Source organism: Nocardia wallacei, assembly GCF_014466955.1.
Taxonomy (GTDB): Bacteria; Actinomycetota; Actinomycetes; order Mycobacteriales; family Mycobacteriaceae; genus Nocardia; species Nocardia wallacei.
Genome location: NZ_AP023396.1, coordinates 1,492,765 through 1,510,014 on the forward strand (window position 1 = coordinate 1,492,765; position 17,250 = coordinate 1,510,014).

General features: G+C 69.7%; 21 protein-coding genes and 1 pseudogene. 9 read left to right on the top strand and 13 right to left on the bottom strand.

Annotation, left to right across the window (positions count from 1 at the left end):
- Positions 1-5: 5 nt before the first annotated feature.
- The 3 genes from NWFMUON74_RS06850 to ybaK form a co-directional block, all read right to left on the bottom strand.
- On the bottom strand, positions 6-305 hold the full coding sequence (locus NWFMUON74_RS06850) for a hypothetical protein (protein WP_187687120.1): 300 nt from the start codon (positions 303-305) through the stop codon (positions 6-8).
- 86 nt (positions 306-391) lie between these two features.
- Positions 392-877 carry a MarR family winged helix-turn-helix transcriptional regulator gene (locus tag NWFMUON74_RS06855; protein ID WP_187687121.1) on the bottom strand — a complete coding sequence of 162 codons (486 nt, stop codon included), beginning with the start codon at positions 875-877 and terminating at the stop codon, positions 392-394.
- A gap of 44 nt (positions 878-921) precedes the next feature.
- Positions 922-1,413: a Cys-tRNA(Pro) deacylase gene (ybaK, locus tag NWFMUON74_RS06860; RefSeq protein ID WP_187687122.1), complete on the bottom strand. Its 492-nt coding sequence runs from the start codon at positions 1,411-1,413 to the stop codon at positions 922-924.
- Between the two features lie 130 nt (positions 1,414-1,543).
- On the opposite strand from ybaK, the gene NWFMUON74_RS06865 reads away from it, so the two are divergent.
- Entirely contained in the window at positions 1,544-2,410 is an 867-nt protein-coding gene (locus NWFMUON74_RS06865) for a sigma-70 family RNA polymerase sigma factor (protein WP_425300509.1), read from the top strand.
- Complete coding sequence (gene rsrA, locus NWFMUON74_RS06870) at positions 2,407-2,682, top strand: mycothiol system anti-sigma-R factor (protein ID WP_187687123.1); 276 nt, start codon at positions 2,407-2,409, stop codon at positions 2,680-2,682. The genes NWFMUON74_RS06865 and rsrA overlap by 4 nt, the downstream gene beginning before the upstream one ends.
- An 86-nt stretch (positions 2,683-2,768) precedes the next feature.
- Here rsrA and NWFMUON74_RS36830 read toward each other — a convergent pair whose 3' ends face one another.
- Entirely contained in the window at positions 2,769-2,843 is a 75-nt protein-coding gene (locus tag NWFMUON74_RS36830; protein ID WP_022597109.1) for a 50S ribosomal protein bL37, read from the bottom strand.
- Between the two features lie 100 nt (positions 2,844-2,943).
- Here NWFMUON74_RS36830 and NWFMUON74_RS06875 point away from each other — a divergent pair, with 100 nt between their 5' ends.
- Entirely contained in the window at positions 2,944-3,159 is a 216-nt protein-coding gene (locus NWFMUON74_RS06875) for a biotin/lipoyl-binding carrier protein (protein WP_187688984.1), read from the top strand.
- Between the two features lie 70 nt (positions 3,160-3,229).
- Positions 3,230-4,744 (top strand): sensor histidine kinase, encoded by a 1,515-nt coding sequence (locus tag NWFMUON74_RS06880; RefSeq protein WP_187687124.1) that lies wholly within the window; start codon positions 3,230-3,232, stop codon positions 4,742-4,744.
- A gap of 141 nt (positions 4,745-4,885) precedes the next feature.
- Here NWFMUON74_RS06880 and NWFMUON74_RS06885 read toward each other — a convergent pair whose 3' ends face one another.
- On the bottom strand, positions 4,886-5,140 hold the full coding sequence (locus NWFMUON74_RS06885; RefSeq protein WP_062507827.1) for a WhiB family transcriptional regulator: 255 nt from the start codon (positions 5,138-5,140) through the stop codon (positions 4,886-4,888).
- A gap of 235 nt (positions 5,141-5,375) precedes the next feature.
- Positions 5,376-6,335 (bottom strand): diacylglycerol/lipid kinase family protein, encoded by a 960-nt coding sequence (locus NWFMUON74_RS06890; RefSeq protein ID WP_187687125.1) that lies wholly within the window; start codon positions 6,333-6,335, stop codon positions 5,376-5,378.
- Positions 6,336-6,409: 74 nt separating this feature from the next.
- On the opposite strand from NWFMUON74_RS06890, the gene NWFMUON74_RS06895 reads away from it, so the two are divergent.
- Entirely contained in the window at positions 6,410-6,853 is a 444-nt protein-coding gene (locus NWFMUON74_RS06895) for a hypothetical protein (protein WP_187687126.1), read from the top strand.
- Positions 6,854-6,863: 10 nt separating this feature from the next.
- Here NWFMUON74_RS06895 and NWFMUON74_RS06900 read toward each other — a convergent pair whose 3' ends face one another.
- The 6 genes and pseudogenes from NWFMUON74_RS06900 to NWFMUON74_RS06925 form a co-directional block, all read right to left on the bottom strand.
- The gene (locus NWFMUON74_RS06900) at positions 6,864-7,472 is read right to left on the bottom strand and encodes a GNAT family N-acetyltransferase (protein WP_187687127.1); all 609 of its coding nucleotides are present in this window, start codon (positions 7,470-7,472) and stop codon (positions 6,864-6,866) included.
- A 74-nt stretch (positions 7,473-7,546) separates the two neighbouring features.
- On the bottom strand, positions 7,547-8,023 hold the full coding sequence (locus NWFMUON74_RS06905; protein WP_187687128.1) for a GNAT family N-acetyltransferase: 477 nt from the start codon (positions 8,021-8,023) through the stop codon (positions 7,547-7,549).
- Positions 8,020-8,628 carry an acid phosphatase gene (locus NWFMUON74_RS06910; RefSeq protein WP_232110885.1) on the bottom strand — a complete coding sequence of 203 codons (609 nt, stop codon included), beginning with the start codon at positions 8,626-8,628 and terminating at the stop codon, positions 8,020-8,022. The genes NWFMUON74_RS06905 and NWFMUON74_RS06910 overlap by 4 nt, the downstream gene beginning before the upstream one ends.
- Before the next feature lie 49 nt (positions 8,629-8,677).
- Positions 8,678-9,895: an Rv3212 family protein gene (locus tag NWFMUON74_RS06915; protein WP_187687130.1), complete on the bottom strand. Its 1,218-nt coding sequence runs from the start codon at positions 9,893-9,895 to the stop codon at positions 8,678-8,680.
- 1 nt (position 9,896) lies between these two features.
- Positions 9,897-10,118, bottom strand: a complete 222-nt coding sequence (locus NWFMUON74_RS35610; protein WP_197986978.1) for a hypothetical protein — start codon at positions 10,116-10,118, stop codon at positions 9,897-9,899.
- 857 nt (positions 10,119-10,975) lie between these two features.
- Positions 10,976-12,538, bottom strand: a pseudogene (locus NWFMUON74_RS06925) (DEAD/DEAH box helicase); the annotation flags it as partial.
- A gap of 398 nt (positions 12,539-12,936) precedes the next feature.
- On the opposite strand from NWFMUON74_RS06925, the gene NWFMUON74_RS06930 reads away from it, so the two are divergent.
- The 3 genes from NWFMUON74_RS06930 (at position 12,937) to NWFMUON74_RS06940 (ending at position 15,064) form a co-directional block, all read left to right on the top strand.
- Positions 12,937-13,989, top strand: coding sequence for an alpha/beta fold hydrolase (locus NWFMUON74_RS06930; protein WP_187687131.1), 1,053 nt, complete (start codon positions 12,937-12,939; stop codon positions 13,987-13,989).
- A gap of 41 nt (positions 13,990-14,030) precedes the next feature.
- The gene (locus NWFMUON74_RS06935) at positions 14,031-14,729 is read left to right on the top strand and encodes a ferritin-like fold-containing protein (protein WP_187688987.1); all 699 of its coding nucleotides are present in this window, start codon (positions 14,031-14,033) and stop codon (positions 14,727-14,729) included.
- 107 nt (positions 14,730-14,836) lie between these two features.
- Positions 14,837-15,064, top strand: coding sequence for a DUF3107 domain-containing protein (locus tag NWFMUON74_RS06940; protein ID WP_187687132.1), 228 nt, complete (start codon positions 14,837-14,839; stop codon positions 15,062-15,064).
- A gap of 84 nt (positions 15,065-15,148) precedes the next feature.
- On the opposite strand, the gene fasR is transcribed toward NWFMUON74_RS06940, so the two are convergent.
- Positions 15,149-15,805, bottom strand: a complete 657-nt coding sequence (gene fasR / locus NWFMUON74_RS06945) for an HTH-type transcriptional activator FasR (RefSeq protein ID WP_187687133.1) — start codon at positions 15,803-15,805, stop codon at positions 15,149-15,151.
- Between the two features lie 280 nt (positions 15,806-16,085).
- Here fasR and NWFMUON74_RS06950 point away from each other — a divergent pair, with 280 nt between their 5' ends.
- Positions 16,086-17,231, top strand: a complete 1,146-nt coding sequence (locus tag NWFMUON74_RS06950) for a DUF3152 domain-containing protein (RefSeq protein WP_232110886.1) — start codon at positions 16,086-16,088, stop codon at positions 17,229-17,231.
- The last annotated feature ends 19 nt before the right edge of the window (positions 17,232-17,250 follow it).

Below are 17,250 nucleotides of genomic sequence, written 5' to 3' on the forward strand. Positions count from 1 at the left end.
GAGCCTCACAAGTAGCAGTGCACCGCCGGGGTCGCGACGTTGAGCCCGCACTTGATGAGTTCGGTCCCCAGTTCCAGGAGCTTGCTGGTGGTGGAGCCACCCAGCTTCTCCACCCGCTCCGGCGCCCGCTGGAAACGCTTGTCGGGCTCCTGCTGACTCGGCACGCCAGGGCTGTTGCCGAGCGGGAAATTCGGGTCACCGCCGGGTGCCGCGCCCGCGGGGGCGACGGCGAGCGCGCCGGACCCCACTACGAGGATCGCGCCGCAGGTGACGACCATGGTGCGCACACGCTGTCGGTAGGACATTTTCGCATCACATCCTCACGGTCGAACGAATTCTGGCCGCTCAAGTAATGCACAGATGCTGGTGTTGTTGATGTGATTTATGTGATTTACACCTGTGAGCGCGGCGTGTCTCCGGAGGTCAGCAGCCCTGGGCGGGCGGTCTCGTAGTCGTCGACGAACCGGCGCAGCAGCGTGGCCAGTTGCTCGCGGTCGGCGCGATCCCAGTCCGCGACGATGTGCTCGAGCATCTCGACGCGTCGCTTGCGCAACTGTTCGGCCAGCTCCCGCCCGGCGTCGGTGACGGTGAGCACGCTGGCCCGCCCGTCGTCCGGGTCGGCGCGGCGCTCGATCAGCCCGCGCTTGACCAGTCCGGCGACCTGACGGCTGATGGTGGACGCATCGGAGAACATCGCCTCGGCCAGCGTGCCCGACCGCATCGGGCCGTCGGCGAGCAGCCGGAAGATGATGCTGTAGGCGGAGATCTCGATCTCGCCCCCCGACGCCGCGGCGATCTGGGCGTTGGTGCGTTCGCGAATACGACCGAGCCGGATCAGCTGCTGGCCGATCGTGTCGATCACCTCGTTATCGTCCACGCACGGTCACCTCCTCGCACTCGCACCATTGTCCAGCAGACCGGTCAGCCGGTTACCGCGGCGGTCACCGCGCCGGTGAGCCGGATCAGGTCCGCCGGCGCCAGCTCGATCTCCAGCCCGCGCTTGCCGGCGCTGCACAGCACCCGGTCCCAGCGCAGCGCCGAATCGTCGAGCACCGTGGGCAGCGCCCGTTTCTGACCCAGCGGCGAGATGCCGCCCAGCACATAGCCGGTGGTGCGCTCGGCCTTCGCCCGATCGGCCAGGACCGCCTTCGGCGCGCCCAGCGCGGCCGCGGCCGCCTTCAAGGCCAGCGTGCGGGGCACCGGCAGCACGGCCACCGCCAGACCGCCCGTCGACAACTCGAGCACCAGCGTCTTGAAGATCTGCGCAGCCGCCACGCCCACCCTGTCCGCCAGCGCGGCGACCGCTTCGGCGCCGTAGGAATCGCTGCGCGGGTCGTGCGCGTAGGCGTGCACCCGGTGCGTCACCCGCGCCCGGGTCAGCGCGCGGATCGCGGGAGTGGAAGCGCCTGCCATGCCGGTCAACCTTAGAGCCGCCGCGGCGCGGCCGGGAACACAGCGGCCCGCGGCCATGTTGCACGCGGTACGCCGCACGTCCGCCCGGGGCCCGGACGCAGGCAGAGGAAATTCCATCGGAACGAAGGAGATGCCGGTGACCGTGCTGGTCGACGAACGCCCGGTGGCAGTCGCTTGGCCGCCCGACACCGGATTCCCGGTGTCCACCCCGCTCGCGGTAGATTCGAAAGCTACGGCGATCGAAGGGATGGGCGTGACGAGCGACGATACCGCGGGCAACGCTGAGCACAAGGATGCCGAGCGCACGGACGTGAGCGCCGCAGAGGATCCGGCGATCGACGATCCCGCCGAGGACATCCAGGGCGCCGAGGGCGAGCCGGGCGTGGCCCGCAGCACCGCCACCGACGCGGAATTGGCCCAGCGTTTCGAGCGCGATGCCCTGCCGTTGCTGGATCAGCTCTACGGCGCCGCCCTGCGCATGACACGCAACCCGGCCGACGCCGAGGACCTGGTGCAGGAGACCTTCGCCAAGGCGTATCAGGGTTTCCGGTCGTTCCGCGAGGGCACCAATCTGCGGGCCTGGCTGTACCGCATCCTGACCAACACCTACATCAACTCCTACCGTAAGAAGCAGCGCCAGCCCGCGCAGTACCCGACCGAGGAGATCACCGACTGGCAGCTGGCCTCCACGGCCGAGCACACGTCGACCGGTCTGCGCTCGGCGGAGATGGAGGCGCTGGAGGCGCTTCCCGACGACGACATCAAGGCGGCGCTACAGTCGTTGCCCGAGGAATTCCGGATGGCGGTGTACTACGCCGACGTGGAGGGCTTCCCCTACAAGGAGATCGCCGACATCATGGGGACCCCGATCGGTACCGTCATGTCTCGCCTGCACCGCGGTCGCAAGCAGCTCAAGGGCCTGCTGGCCGACGTGGCGCACGAGCGGGGCTTCGATCGGAACCGAACGGGAAGTGCGCGTCAGGAGGTTACTCGATGAGCGACGACATGGAACTGGATTGCACGGCGGTCCTCGCCGATGTCTGGCTCATGCTCGACGGTGAATGCGACGACGCCACCCGGGAGCGGCTCCAGCACCACATGGACCACTGTTCGCCGTGCATCGAGGCGTACGGGCTGGAGGAGAAGCTCAAGCGGCTGCTCAGCACCAAGTGCGGCGGCGATCGCGCCCCCGAGTCGCTGCGCGAGCGGCTGACCCTCGAGATCCGCAAGTCGGTCGTCATCACCGATTCCCGTATCGAGAACCCCTAGCCGCGTCCACACGACACAGCAGAGCGGCACGTCATCGTCGAGATGACGTGCCGCTCAGTGCTTTACGGCGCTGTGCGCCGGGCGACTCAGGCGTTGGGGCGCTTGCCGTGGTTGGCCGCGTTGCCCTTGCGTGAGCGCTTCTTACGTCCTCGCTTACCCATCGGTATCCTCCTTCTGATCGAGCGCCATTGTTTCACGTGTGATTGGCTGTACCTCCAGCGGATGGGGGCGTCAACCGTGTCGACCGATCGAGAGGGTGTCATGGCCGAGGAAGTGCTCGCCGAAATGGTGTCGACCGTCTACGAGATCGTGGCGCAGGAGGGGGCGACCGTGCGCGAAGGGGACACCCTCGTCATGTTGGAGTCGATGAAGATGGAGATCCCGGTGGTCGCCGAGGGCGACGGCACCGTCACGTCGATCAATGTCACGCCCGGGCAGGTCCTGCAGAAGGGTGACCTGATCGCGGTCATCTCCTGACCGGGAGGGCTGCCCGCGTACCGCACCCGGCGGTTGGGGGACAATCGCGTCGGGTGAAGGAGCGTGGTGCATGTCGACACTGAGTGACCTGCTGGCCGAGCACACCGATCTACCGGGTGCGGCCGTGGACCATCTGCAGCGGGTGGTGGGTGACTGGCAGTTGCTGTCGGACCTGTCGTTCGCGGATCTGCAGCTGTGGGTGGGCGCGGGTCCGGTCGCCGAGGGCGCCGACGTGGTGTGCGTGGCGCAGGCCCGCCCGACCACCGCGGCCACCGTGCACCCACAGGACGTGGTGGGTTCCCTCGCCTCCAAGGAGGATCACCCGCAGGTGTTCGAGGCCCTGCTGACCGGTGAGATCGTGCGGGTCGATTCCGACGGCGAGTCCACGGGCGTCTACCACCCGATCCCGGCGCACGCCATCCGCGAGGCAATCCCGGTGCGCGTGGGCACCGACGTGATCGCCGTGCTGGGACGCGACACCGACGTGCAGCGCACGAAGACCCGCGGCAGCCTCGAAGAGGCCTATATGACCTGCGCGGACGAACTGTGCCAGATGATCTCCGACGGCACCTTCCCGACTCTGGAGGACCGCACCGGTTCACATTCCAGTCCCCGTGCCGGTGACGGTTTCATCCGCATCGACACCGAGGGCACCGTCGCCTATGCCAGTCCGAACGCGTTGTCGGCGTATCACCGCATGGGGTTTCAGAGCGATCTGGCGGGCCAGGATCTGGCGCACACCACCCGCTCGCTGATCACCGATCCGTTCGACGCGCAGGAGGTGGTCAACGACATCCAGGCCGCGCTGGCCGGTAAGTCGGGCCGCCGCATGGAGGTGGAGGCGCGGGGGGCCACCGTGCTGTTGCGCACCCTGGTGCTGCGCCCGCACGGCGTGCTCGCCGGGGCCGCGGTGCTGGTGCGCGACGTCACCGAGGTCAAGCGCCGCGACCGCGCGCTGCTGTCCAAGGACGCCACCATCCGCGAGATCCACCACCGCGTGAAGAACAACCTGCAGACGGTCGCCGCCCTGCTGCGTTTACAGGCGCGCCGTACCGAGAACGAGGAGGCGCGCCTCGCGCTGACCGAGTCGGTGCGTCGCGTCACCTCGATCGCCTCGGTGCACGAGATGTTGTCGATGTCGGTGGACGAGGAGGTCGACCTCGACGAGGTGGTGGACCGGCTGTTGCCGATCATGGCCGACGTGGCGACCGTGCACACCGCCCGGATCAAGGTGCGGCGGGCCGGTTCGCTGGGCGTATTCTCCGCCGAACGCGCGACGCCGCTGGTCATGGTGCTCACCGAACTGGTGCAGAACGCCATCGAGCACGCCTTCGACGCGGGCGAGAACGGCACGGTCACCATCCGTTCCGAGCGTTCGGCGCGCTGGCTGGACGTCATCATCAGCGACGACGGCCGCGGCCTGCCGGACGGCTTCAGCCTGGAAGGCTCGGACCGCCTGGGCCTGCAGATCGTGCGCACCCTGGTCACCGCGGAGCTGGGCGGCTCGATCGGCCTGCACCCGGGAGCCGACATCGGCACCGACGCCGTCCTCCGAGTTCCCTTGGGCCGCCGCTCTTCTCGCTGATCGAGAAGCATCCCGGCGAAAAGGCGCGCCGGGCGGGAAAGCCCGGCGCTGCGGAAACAATGAAGCCCGGCACCTTACGGTGCCGGGCTGGCATGCGTTACGGGCCGAGGGCTGTGCGGGTGGCCGTAACGCCCAGTGTCGTCAGACGACGCTGCGGGTGCGGGTGCGCGCGTTGCGACGCTTCAGCGCCCGACGCTCGTCTTCGCTCATACCGCCCCATACACCGGCATCCTGCCCGGACTTCAGGGCCCAGGACAGGCATTCGGCGGTCACGGGGCAGCGGGCGCAGACCAGCTTGGCATCGGCAATCTGCGCGAGTGCGGGACCACTGTTACCGACCGGGAAGAACAGCTCGGGGTCCTCATCGCGACAGATGGCCTTGTGGCGCCAGTCCATTCTCTCTGCTCCTTTGCTGGGCGCACCAGGGCGCCTCGGGTTTGTGGTCCGTTCACTTGTGCGACTCGAATGTTTCCGCACGGTTGCTTGTGAATGCTTTCACGAACACCGTAGATGTCAATAGCTTTGTGGTGCACCGTGGGGAAGCTCACGCTGTAAGACCCCTACAACGGGGGCCTGCCGAGTCCTTTGTACTCGCTCGGATCGGTTTCCGCAGCACAACTGCGATGTTTTCTCAGTTGTGTCGGCCCGCTCCGGGCCGTGGTGCGATCACCTCGAGCACCTCGGGGACCGAGGTGAAATCCACCACGTTGCGGCGGCCGATGAAGTCGCCATCGATTTGCAGGCCGATCGGCTCGTCGGCAGAGACACGTACCGACGGAACGTCGTCGTCGCGAAACAAATTGCGAGACTTGGGATTTCCGTCGGTGGCCAACAGCTGCCGGGCGACCCACAGTGTGGGCAGTACCCGCATGGTCCGCATGGCAAACACCCCGAGACCCGTTTCGAATCGAGTTTCGGGGTTCGTGACCACCGGAGTGGCGTCGAGATAGGTCCACGGACTGGTGTTGGTCACAAATGCGTAATGCACGTCCGTGACCGGTTCGTGATGGGGAATCCGCAGGGTGACCGCGGGCTCCTTGCGCCTGGCGCGGAAGAACTGCCGGATGGTGGTGCGCAGGTAACGGGCCGGTGTCGCGGCGTGGCCGTCGGCGCGGCTGTTGTCGATGGCCTCGCACACATCGGCGTCCAATCCGACACCGGCGGAGAAGGTGAACCAGCGGTCGTCGGCGATGGCCAGGCCGATGCGGCGGTCCTTTTCCACCGACAGCAGATCGATGAGCTGATTGGTGGCGGCCACCGGATCCGGCTTGATGCCCAGCGAGCGGGCGAACACATTGGCCGAGCCGCCCGGAATGACGCCGAGCCGCGGAATCCACGCCTGCCCGTCGTCGACCTGCGGCAGCGGCAGGAAGCCGTTGATGGTCTCGTTGACCGTGCCGTCCCCGCCGTGCACCACGATCAGATCCATCTCGTTGGTGGCCGCCCACTGCGCCAGTTCGGCGGCGTGCCCGCGGTGCTGGGTATGGGCGACGATCAGCTGGGTCCGGCTCTCCAGCGCGTGGGCGAGCAGATCGCGGGTGGCCGGTGTGGTCGAGGTGGCATTCGGATTCACGATCAGCAACGTCCGCACGCATGCAGCGTACTGAGACAGGGGCCGCGACACCGCGACGGGGACAAGAGAATCGACGGCTCTAGGCTGGCGGGGTGGCGAAGCGGAACGCGGACGAAGGCACGGCGGGCGAGAGTGCGGCACCGGAGCGGGCACCCGCCACGGTGCGCGTGGCCGGCGGGCTGGCGGCGTTGCAGGGCGGCATCGGGGTGATCGTCGCGATCGTGCTGGTGGTGCGCGGTCTCACGGGCATCGACCAGAGCTTGACCAGCGCGTACGGTACGGCCGCCTGGTTCGTCATCCTCGGCGGTGCGGTGCTGGCGGCCGGAATCGGGCTGCTGCGCGGGCGGCGGTGGGGCCGGGCCATCGTGGTGATCGCGCAGATTCTGCTGCTGCCGGTGTCGTGGTACATGATCGGCGGACAGCCGCAGTTCGGGATCCCGCTGGGCCTGGTGGCGCTGGTGGCGCTGGGCCTGCTGTTCTCGCCGCCGTCGACGCGCTGGGCGGCGCAGGTCTACGACATCGCCGACGAGGACTGAATCCGCGGGCTCAGCGCGGCTGCCGCCACATCGGCCACACCGGCGGGCCGCCGGCGGTCACGTCGAGTTCGCCGGTGACCTCGAATCCGTAGCGCTCGTAATACGGAATGTTCTCGCGCTTGCTGGACTCCAGATATGCGGGCGCGCCGGTGCTGTCGCAATGCGCGACCCGCGGCTCGAGCAGGGCATGCGCCACGCCGCGCCCCCGCACCCGCGGCAGTGTGCCCACGAAGGCGAGATACCAGTGCGGTTCGCGCGGGTGCTCGGCCTGCATGCGCTGGGCGAGCTGTCCGGCCGCGGGCAACCGGGTACGGAACGCCCGCGCCAGCCCCGGCAGCGTACGCAGTTCGGTCAGAGTGGAGGGCCGCCGATCGCCGGGTGGGGCCCACACTGCCGCGCCGACCATGCCGCCCGTGTCGTCGAAGGCCACATCCACGCCGCCGAGATCGATGAACTGATGCCGGACGAGGGCGGCGAACATATGGGCGGCCCGCCGGGCCCGCACCCGATCGTCGCGAATCAGCCAGCCGATGACCGGGTCGTCGGCGAACGCCGCACCGAGCACCCCCGCCAGATCGCGCACATCCGACAACCCCGCCGCCCGGACCGTGATATCCATCGCCCCACCCTACGGCCGTCCCGCCAGCAGTTCTCGTCCGCCCGCTCGGTGCGACCGCGCCGCGGCTCGGGCGATCAGGACTCGGCCAGGCGGGCGAGGGCGGCGCCGGTGAGGCGGTAGCCGGTCCACTCGTCCTGGGGTTCGGCGCCGAGTGAGTCGTAGAACTCGATGGACGGGGTGTTCCAGTCCAGCACCGACCACGCCACCCGGTGGTAGCCCCGCGCGACCGCCACCCGGGCGAGTTCGGCGAGCAGCGCCTTGCCCAGGCCGATGCCGCGGGCCTCCGGCTTGACGTAGAGGTCCTCGAGGTAGATGCCGTGCGTGCCGGTCCAGGTCGAGTAGTTCAGGAACCAGATCGCGCAGCCGAGTATCTCCCCGCCCGAATCCTGTTGTGCCACATGGGCGAACAGTGCCGGATTCGGAGCGAACAGTGCCGCGTGCAGCTGTTCGGCGGTGAGCCGGCACTCGTGCCGGGCCTTCTCGTACTCGGCCAGGTCGTAGACCAGCTCCACCAGGGCGGGCACGTCGGCGGGCGTGGCGGGGCGGATCATCGGGCTGCCTCGTCGAGCGTAGGGACCAGGTTGTGGGCGAGCACGCTGCGGGCCTTGTGATCGTGGCCCAGCACGGTGACCCCCGCGGTGGACATGAAGAAGCGGCGGCCCTCGCGGACATCGAATCCGGCCCACCGGGCGATCAGGGCGCGGGAGAAGTGGCCGTGACCCACCAGGATCACGTCGCGCTCACGCAGCGCCGGTTCGACCGAGGCCAGCACCCGGTCGGCGCGCGCCTGCACCTGGGCGCGGGATTCACCGCCGGGCACCTCGCCGGTGAAGATGGTCCAGCCCGGGGCGGTCTGCTGGATCTCCGGCGTGGTGATGCCCTCGTAGTCGCCGTAGTCCCACTCGACCAGATCGTCGTCGACCTGGGCGGCGGTGAGCCCGGCCAGTTCGGCGGTGTGCACCGCGCGCCGCTTCGGGCTGGTCAGCGTCAGCGGATCGTGCAGGTCCAGGGTGCTCAGCAGATGTGCGGCCGCGCGGGCCTGCTCCTCACCGAGCGGCGTCAGCGGCACATCGGTACGCCCTGTGTGCCTGCGCGCCCGCGACCATTCGGTCTCGCCGTGGCGCAGGAGTACCAGCCGGAAATCGGTGTCGCCCATGCCGTCGATCATGCCGGATCCGGTGCAGCGTCCGGATGGGCGCTCGGGATCAGCCCAGGGCGTAGAGATCGTTGCCGCGGCGTTCCAGCACGGTATTGCCGATCACCGCGAGCGAGATCGGCTCGCCGTGGTAGTCGGTGCGCGGGACCGGGATGCGGGTGGTCTGCGCGCCGGTGGCCGGATCGATGACGGCCAGGCCGTCGGCGACCGGCATGAGCAGTTGCCCGGCCAGCAGTGCCGGGGTGCCGAGCGCGTCGGGTGCCGTCCAGACCGGGTCGAAAGTGGTGGTGTTCAGCGCGATCACGCTGTTACCGGTGAAGACCAGGAAGGCCGAGCCGACGCGGGTGGTCCTGATGTCGTCGGCCAGGGGAGCGGTGAGCCGGTGTGCGGCAACGGAATTGGCGGCCTGGTCGTAGATCGCGAATTGTGGTGCCTCGGCGCCGATCCCGGGCAGATACAGCGCGATCCGGTTGTCCGACACCGCGATTACGCGCGCCTTGTCCGACACCGCGCCGGGCTCGGTGAGCACGTGTGAGCCGTACTCCTCGGGCACGCTGTTGTCCTTGGGCGCGGGGTTCAGCACGGTCAGGCGGTCGGCGTTCTCGCCGGGGCAGCGTTCCAGCACGGCGAGCCGGGTGGTGCTGGAGGCGCCCGACAACAGCGTGCAGTTCTTGCGCGGCTGGGTGCGGACGTTGACCGGCGCGTCCACGTAGCCGTACTCCAGCGTGCGCACCAGGTCCGAACGCCACATCTCGAGCCGGTCGGGGCCCAGCGCCAGCGTGTAGGTGCCGTCCACCGACAATTTCACCCGATCGTCCATGTAGCTGCTGCGGGCGGTGCGCCGCGCGCCCGTGTCGGCGGCGAGCAGCGTGGTCTGGCTGCAACCGCGCCGGTCGCGATAGGTGGCGACGACAGTGCCGAACTGGCTCTCCACCCCGCACAGCGCAAGGTCGCGCTGATACTTCCATAGTTGCTCGCCGGTGCGCGGGTCGCGGCCGGTGACCGTGCCGCCGGAGCCGGTGATGGCGACGCCACCGGACACGAGCGCCCGGGTGGTCGCCTCGTCGGGCCGATGCCACAGCTCGTGCAGCTGCTGCGGCAGGGCGGTGGCCGTGACCGGCGCCGTGGCCGCCTGCGCGGCTGGCTCGGACACGGTACGGCGCGCGTCGCTGTTCACCCAGACGAGCACGATCGCGATCACCAGGACGACGGCGATCGCGACCGCGGCTTGGATATCGGCGCGCGTCCGCCGCTCGGGTGCGAGCACGTCAGCGAGGGTAACCGATCACCGTGCCCACCCGCCCCCGGCGGGTCCGGCCGCACACCCACCCGGCCTGGCCGACCAGCCCACGGCGGCCGACCAGCCCACGGTGGCCGACCAGCCCACGGTGGCCGACCAGCCCACGGTGGCCGGGCAGCCCGGAGTGGCCGGGCAGCTCGGGGTGGCTGGGCGACCCGGGGTGGCCGGGCAGCTCGGGGTGGCTGGGCAACCCGGGGTGGCTGGGCAACCCGGAGTGGCCGGGTAGCCCAGGGTGGCCGGGTAGCCCGGAGTGGCCGGGTAGCCAGGGTGGCCGGGCAGCCCGGAGTGGCTGGCGACCCGGGGGTAGCTGGGCAGCCCGGAGTGGCCTGGCGGCCCGGAGCGGCCGGGCGACCCAGAGCAGCCGGGCGACCCAGAGTGGCCTGGCAGCCCAGAGCAGCCAGGCGGCAAGAGCGGCCTGGCAGCGCAGAGCGCCGGGCGACCCAGAGTGGCCTGGCAGCGCGGAGCGGCCGGGTAGCCCCGGGTGGCCCGGCGACCCAGGGTGGCTGGGCAGCCCAGGGTGGCCGGGCAGCCCGGAGCGGCCGGGTAGCCCAAGGTGGCCCGGCGATCCAGAGCGGCCGGGTGACCCAGCGGCCGGGCGGCCCAGAGCGGCGGGCGGCTCAGGGTGGCTGGGCCGCTCGGGGTGGCTGGGTAGACCGGGTGGCTGGGTAGACCGGGGCAGGGACGGCCGGGCAGGCGGAGTGGTTAGGCGGAGGTGCGGACGGTGGTGTCGGTGGGTTGCGCGGTGTTGCCGCGCGACTCCGACGCGGTGCTGCCCTCGTTGCCTTCCGCGGTGCCGCTGTCGCGGGCTTCCGCAGTGGTGCCGTTGTGGTCTTCCGCTGCCGCACCGTTGTGGCCTTGCGCCGCACCGTTGTTCGAGTCGGCCCCGGCGGGCTTGCGGCGGCGACGGCGGCGGCGTGCGGGCTTGTCGGCGGTGTCGCCGCCGTCGGCATCCGTGTCGCCTTGCGTGCGCTCGACGGTGGCCTCTGTCTCGATGGCGGCCTCTGTATCGGCCGCCGATCCCGTGCTCTCGGTTGTCGCGCCCTCGCCGCTCCCGGCGGGCTTGCGGCGGCGACGGCGGCGACGCGCGGGCTTGTCGCCCTCGTCCGATTCCGAATCACCCTGCGGTGGCGCGGTTTCCGTGGCCGTGGCGGTGAGATCGGCAGTGTCCTCGGTGCTTTCGCCCTCGACCCGGTCGATCGGCCTGCCGCGCACGGTCCGCTTACGGTTGCGCTTGCGCGGAGCGCGCTGCTCGCGCTCGACCACGACGGCGTCCTCGTCGCGAGCGGGCTTGCGCCGCAGCGTGCCGGTCGCGTTCTCGGGAATGCCGAGTTCCTCGAACAGGTGCGGGGAACGCGAATACGTCTCGACCGGTTCGGGGATGCCGAGATCCAGCGCCGAGTTGATCGAGGCCCAGCGGTTCAACTCGTCCCAGTCGACCAGGGTGACGGCGACGCCCGTGCGGCCCGCGCGACCGGTGCGGCCGATGCGGTGCACGTAGGTCTTCTCGTCCTCCGGGCACTGGTAGTTCACCACGTGGGTGACATCGTCGATGTCGATGCCACGCGCGGCGACGTCGGTGGCGACCAGCACGTCGATCTTGCCCTTGCGGAACTTGTCGAGCGCCTTCTCGCGCGCGATCTGACCCAGGTCGCCGTGCACGGCGCCGACGGCGAACCCGCGATCGGCGAGATCGTCGGCGACCTTCTGCGCGGTGCGCTTGGTGCGGGTGAAAACCATGGTGGCGCCGCGACTCTCGGCCTGCAGGATCCGCGCCACCAGCTCGCTCTTGTCCAGCGCGTGCGCGCGATAGACGAACTGCGCGGTGCGGTCGTGCACCGCCGAGTCGTGCGGTTCCTCGGCGCGGATGTGCGTCGGCTTGTGCAGGAAGGTGCGGGCCAGCGTGATGATGGGGCCGGGCATGGTGGCCGAGAACAGCATCGTCTGCCGCTGCTCGGGGACCATGGTCAGGATGCGCTCGATATCGGGCAGGAAGCCCAGGTCGAGCATTTCGTCGGCCTCGTCGAGCACCAGCACCCCCACCTTGCCGAGGATCAGATGCTGCTGCTCGGCCAGATCCAGCAGGCGGCCGGGCGTGCCGACGACCACGTCGACACCCGAGCGCAACGCCGCGATCTGGGACTCGTAGGGACGACCGCCGTAGATCGAGGCCACCCGCAGCGGGCCCTGGTGATTGGTCAGGTATTTGCTCGCGTTCTCCAGATCCGAGGTCACCTGCACGCACAGTTCGCGCGTCGGGACGATGATCAGCGCTCGCGGCGTACCGTCCAGCGCGGTGGTGCCGGACTCGGCGGTGGAAATGCGGTGCAGCAGCGGGACGCCGAATCCGAACGTCTTACCCATGCCGGTGCGGGCCTGGCCGATGAGATCCTCGCCGGCCAGCGCCAGCGGCAGGGTGAGTTCCTGGATGGCGAAAGTGCGTTCGATTCCGATCTCGGCGAGCGCGCGGACGATTTCCGGGCGCACTCCCAATTCGGCGAACGAGGGTGCGGTGTGCGTGGGGTCGAGTTCGGCCGTCAGCAGCGTCTCCGACAGCCCCGGCTCCTGTTCGACAGTGATCTTGCTCAGGTTCGTGCCTTTCCTCGTGTCAATCGCGGCTCGCGCGCACGAGGCGTGGGGCGGACCCTTGCGGTCCGCGACGACCACCTGTCCGGCGTTTCCCACCCGGCCCCTCCGGGACACCGAATCGGCATCGACCTGGCGGCGCAATGGTGGTGCGGAACTGGTGCGCGCACAATTTTCCGGGCGACGAATTTCCGTTACCCATGCAGATTGTAGCGTGATACTTTCCTTAACTCGATTTCCGGCTCCGGTTCCGCCCCGGAGGTATTTCCCGGACACTTCGCCGTACCCGCGCGAACCCGCGCGTCGTCGCCTGCGGCACAGCACAATTCACGTGGCGCGGGAAAATTGCCCGGGCGCGGCGCGCCGGTCGCGCGGTGGCCGATCCCACATATGTGTGACGCGGCGTCACGGTATAGGTTGGTGCCGTGAGTCTGGCAGACACCGTGACCGTCGCGGCCCGCAACGCCTGGGCACTGACCTTCGGCGACGGCATCGAGCACCCTGCGCCCACCCCCGCCACGGTGCTGTGGGACGAACCGCATCGGCGGCTGCTGCGGTTCGAGGGATCCACGGCGGCGGCGTCCGCCGACGACGCCGCGGTCCTGCTGGTCCCGCCGCTGGCGGCCCCGGCCGTGTGCTTCGACCTGCGCCCCGACCAGAGCTTGGCCCGCTTCCTGCTCGACGCGGGCCGCCACCCCTACGTCATCGACTACGGCGAGATCACCTTCGCCGACCGGCGGCTCGGTTTCGAGGACTGGATCGACGACATCCTGCCCACCGCGATCGGCCGGGTCTCCGCCGATCGCGTCGGCGCGCCCGTGGACCTGGTCGGATGGTCCCTGGGCGGCGTTCTCGCACTGCTCACCGCCGCTGCCGACGCCGCGCTGCCGATCCGCTCGATCACCGCGATCGGCTCGCCCCTGGACTACGACAAGGTCACCGGCGTGCCGCAGGTGCGGGCGCTGGCCCGGTTCACTCGCGGCCTGGCCACCTCCAGCCTGATCCGGGCGGCGGGCGGGGTGCCCGCGCCGCTGACCCGGCTCGCCTACCGGGCCACCTCGTGGGAGCGGGAGTTGCGGCGGCCGCTGTTCATCGCGACCAATCTCACCGATCGCGCCACGCTGAGCCGGATGGAGACCATCGACCGCTTCCAGGCGCAGATGCCCGGCTACCCGGGACGGCTGTACAACCAGCTGTGGAGCCGGTTCATCCTGGCCAACGACATCGGCCGGGGCGTGGTGCGGCTCAACGACGAGCGGATCGCGCTCGCCGACGTCACCGCGCCGGTGCTGCTGGTGGGCGGCCCCGACGACGTGATCACCCCGGCCGCGGCCGTCGAGCACGGCGTCACCACCCTCACCGGCGCCGACGTGCGCTACGAGACCGCCCCGGGCAGCCATCTCGGCATCCTCGCCGGACCGGGCGCGCGCGACACCACCTGGACCTACCTCGAGAAGTTTCTGCGAGATCGGGCGTGACCGGTGCCGTCGCCACCGCGACCCCTACTAGGCTGGAGCGCATGGGAGTAAACCCGTCTGCCGCGCTGGGTGTTTCGACCGGATCCGACGCCCGCATCCCCGCCGACCATCCCGGCGTCCTCGACCTGTTCGCGGTGCTCGCCTACGGCGAGATCTCGGCGTTCTATCGGCTGGCGGAGGAGGCGAAACTGTCGCCGTCGCTGCGCGGCCGGGTGGCCGTGGCGAAGATGGCGGCCGCGGAGATGTCCCACTTCGACACCCTGGAGGCCGCGCTCGCCGAGCGCGGGGTCGACGTCTTCGACGCGATGGCGCCGTACGTGCGCGCGCTGGACGCCTACCACGACTCGACCGACCCCTCGACCTGGCTCGAGTCGATGGTGAAGTTCTACGTCGGCGACGGGATCGCCGCCGACTTCTACACCGTGCTGGCCGACGCGCTGGCGCCCGAGGTGGCCGGTGTCGTGCACGATGTGCTCGCCGAGACCAGCCATTCCGAATTCGTCGTCGACGAGGTACGCCGCGCGGTGACCGAGAGCCGCTCCGAACGCGACCGGCTCACCCTGTGGGGACGCCGGCTGCTCGGGGAGGCGATCACGCAGGCGCAGTTCGTGATGGCCCAGCGCGACGAGCTGACCGAGCTGGTCCTCATCGCCACCGGTGACCTGAACGGCATCGCCGCGCTGTTCGACCGGATGCAGACCAGGCACGCCGAGCGCATGCGCGTGCTGGGCCTGGCCTAGTCGCCCGCGGCCGCGGGCCGCGTCCTCGTTCGCTGACAGCGTTAACTTCGCCCATCCGCCCTGCACTAGCCTGAGCAGGACAGCATCAGGACTCTAGGAGGTTGACCGTGGAGGTCAAGATCGGTATTTCGGACAGCCCGCGCGAGCTCGTGATCACCAGCTCGCAGACCCCGGAAGAGGTCGAGGCGCTGGTGTCCGGTGCGCTGGACGGCAAGGGCGGCGTGCTGGCGCTGACCGACGAGAAGGGCCGCAAATACCTGATCCAGGCCGCCAAGGTCGCTTACGTGGAGATCGGCACGTCGACCAGCGGCCGCGTGGGTTTCGCGGCGGTGTAAGGGTTCTCGACAGCGAAACGCGGCGAGGCGGGTACTCCGCCTCGCCGCGTTCGTCGTTTCCGTCCGGGTTCGCGCAGGCCGTGCTCAGTGGTGCAGCGGCACCCGCGACAGACCACCCCAGCAGAGGGCGACGGTGGTGTCCACGGCCTCCTCCTTCGGAATGGGCCGATCGGCCTCGAGCCAGTAGCGAGCGGTGATCTGACTGGCGCCCACCAGGCCGACCGCGAGGATGCGGGCCCGGTAGGGGTCCAGTCCCGAGTCGTGGGCGACCAGGTCGAACACCGCGTCGACGCACGCCTCGGTGGCCTGCTCCACCCGGCGCTGCACCTGCGGCTCACTGGTCAGGTCGGATTCGAAGACCAGCCGGAAGCCCTGGGTCTCGTGATCGACGAAATCGAAGTACGCCTGCACGGCGGCCCGCACGCGCTGGCGGTTGTCGGTGGTCGAGCGCAGCGCCTGGCGCACGCTCGAGACCAGCGCGTCGATGTAGTTCTGCAGAACCGCCAGATACAGCTCGAGTTTGCTCGAGAAGTGCTGGTACAGCACGGGTTTGGACACTCCGGCGCACTGCGAGATCTCGTCCATGCCCGATGCGTGATATCCGCGTAGCACGAAGACCTCACTGGCCGCGGCAAGCAGTTGGGCACGGCGCGCATCGCGGGGCAGGCGGGTTCCGCGCTTGCTCGGCATGGCCTCGGACGACAGTCGGGGCGACGTCATCCGGTCCACGAGGTCTGTCATTTCGGCTCTCCCAATCGATTCCCGGCGAAAAATGTATGTGCACGGGTATCCCACGAACGATACCCGCACCTGGCTCACCTCGCTGATGCTCGGTGCACCATACGCGAAGCGCGCCCTATCGATGGGCGCTTCGTACACGGCGCCCCCCGGCACCTATTGGCAACCTGCCAGTAAATGGTGGTCCAGAGCAATCTCGCACAGTCGTGAGAAATATCGCAACCCCGGTCGGCCGAAACTCGGTTGGTCCGTGCGGCCGCAGCGGTTGTGAGACTCTGGTGCGGTGACCGACGAACGGGGCAGACCGACCGGTGGGCGGGATCCGAGCCCCCTCGTGTCCGCCCCCGCTTCGCGTAACGGCGGGTATGCCGCGGGCCGCGGAGCCGAGCCGGAAACCGGCGCCTACAACCTACTCGGCCGCTACACCAGCGCCGACGGCACGCGCGAGGACGGCGGCGACCATCTCCCGGAGCGCTTCTCGCCCGACGGCGATCGGTTCGATCAGCCGCTGCGAGCCACCTGGAATCCGTCCGTCGAGGGCCTGCGCGATCGCCGCGGCACCGGGAAGCGCGGCGCGTTTCGCCGGTTCGCCTCCGCCTACGGCTGGCGCGCCTACGCGCTTCCGGTGCTGGTCGTGATCACCGTGCTGGTGCTCGTGGACGCGGTCAAGGGGGCTGGAGATCCGGCGAGTGGCGGCGTCCCCGGGCTGGGCCGGTTGAGCCAGCACAGCGAGAAGGCCGGGATCATCGGCGCACCGCCTCGCGGCGACGGCAAGTTCTCCGCCGAACTGCCGTCGGGCGCACTGCCCGACGGCGGCTCGTTCGCCGAGACCGGCACGGGCGGCTGGCATCTCGTGCGCGGCACCTCGGCGCAGGTCGGGGCGGCGCAGGGGCACCTGTTCAGCTACACCGTCGAGATCGAGGACGGCGTGGACACCGCCGCGCTGGGCGGCGACGAGGCGGTCGCGAAAATGATCGAGGCGACGCTCGCCAACCCCAAGAGCTGGACCCACGATCCCACGTTCGGCTTCCGCCGCGTCGACTCCGGCAACCCCGACTTCCGGATCTCGCTCACCTCCCGCCAGACCACGAAGACCATGTGCGGCTTCGAGATTCCCATCGACTCCTCCTGCTACAACGCCGATGTCGGCCGCGTGGTGCTCTCGGAAGTGCGCTGGGTGCGGGGGGCGCCGGCCTTCGAGGGCGATATCGGCTCGTACCGGCAATACCAGATCAATCACGAGGTCGGCCACGCCATCGGCTACCACGAGCATCAGCCGTGCGAGACCGACGGCGGGCTGGCGCCGGTGATGATGCAGCAGACCTTCGGCACCCGCAACAACGACATCGCCGCGCTCGATCCGCAGGGTGTGGTGCCGATGGACGGCAAGAAATGCCGGTTCAACCCCTGGCCGTACCCGCGCGGCTGAGGACGTGGCCGGTACGGCA

What these genes read in the sequence shown, in the direction of transcription:
- NWFMUON74_RS06850 (WP_187687120.1), bottom strand. Translation starts at nt 305, where the DNA reads ATGTCCTACCGACAGCGTGTGCGCACCATGGTCGTCACCTGCGGCGCG.
- ybaK (WP_187687122.1), bottom strand. Translation starts at nt 1,413, where the DNA reads ATGGCAGGCGCTTCCACTCCCGCGATCCGCGCGCTGACCCGGGCGCGG.
- NWFMUON74_RS06865 (WP_425300509.1), top strand. Translation starts at nt 1,544, where the DNA reads ATGCCGGTGACCGTGCTGGTCGACGAACGCCCGGTGGCAGTCGCTTGG.
- rsrA (WP_187687123.1), top strand. Translation starts at nt 2,407, where the DNA reads ATGAGCGACGACATGGAACTGGATTGCACGGCGGTCCTCGCCGATGTC.
- NWFMUON74_RS06875 (WP_187688984.1), top strand. Translation starts at nt 2,944, where the DNA reads ATGGCCGAGGAAGTGCTCGCCGAAATGGTGTCGACCGTCTACGAGATC.
- NWFMUON74_RS06880 (WP_187687124.1), top strand. Translation starts at nt 3,230, where the DNA reads ATGTCGACACTGAGTGACCTGCTGGCCGAGCACACCGATCTACCGGGT.
- NWFMUON74_RS06885 (WP_062507827.1), bottom strand. Translation starts at nt 5,140, where the DNA reads ATGGACTGGCGCCACAAGGCCATCTGTCGCGATGAGGACCCCGAGCTG.
- NWFMUON74_RS06900 (WP_187687127.1), bottom strand. Translation starts at nt 7,472, where the DNA reads ATGGATATCACGGTCCGGGCGGCGGGGTTGTCGGATGTGCGCGATCTG.
- NWFMUON74_RS06905 (WP_187687128.1), bottom strand. Translation starts at nt 8,023, where the DNA reads ATGATCCGCCCCGCCACGCCCGCCGACGTGCCCGCCCTGGTGGAGCTG.
- NWFMUON74_RS06910 (WP_232110885.1), bottom strand. Translation starts at nt 8,628, where the DNA reads ATGGGCGACACCGATTTCCGGCTGGTACTCCTGCGCCACGGCGAGACC.
- NWFMUON74_RS06935 (WP_187688987.1), top strand. Translation starts at nt 14,031, where the DNA reads ATGGGAGTAAACCCGTCTGCCGCGCTGGGTGTTTCGACCGGATCCGAC.
- fasR (WP_187687133.1), bottom strand. Translation starts at nt 15,805, where the DNA reads ATGACAGACCTCGTGGACCGGATGACGTCGCCCCGACTGTCGTCCGAG.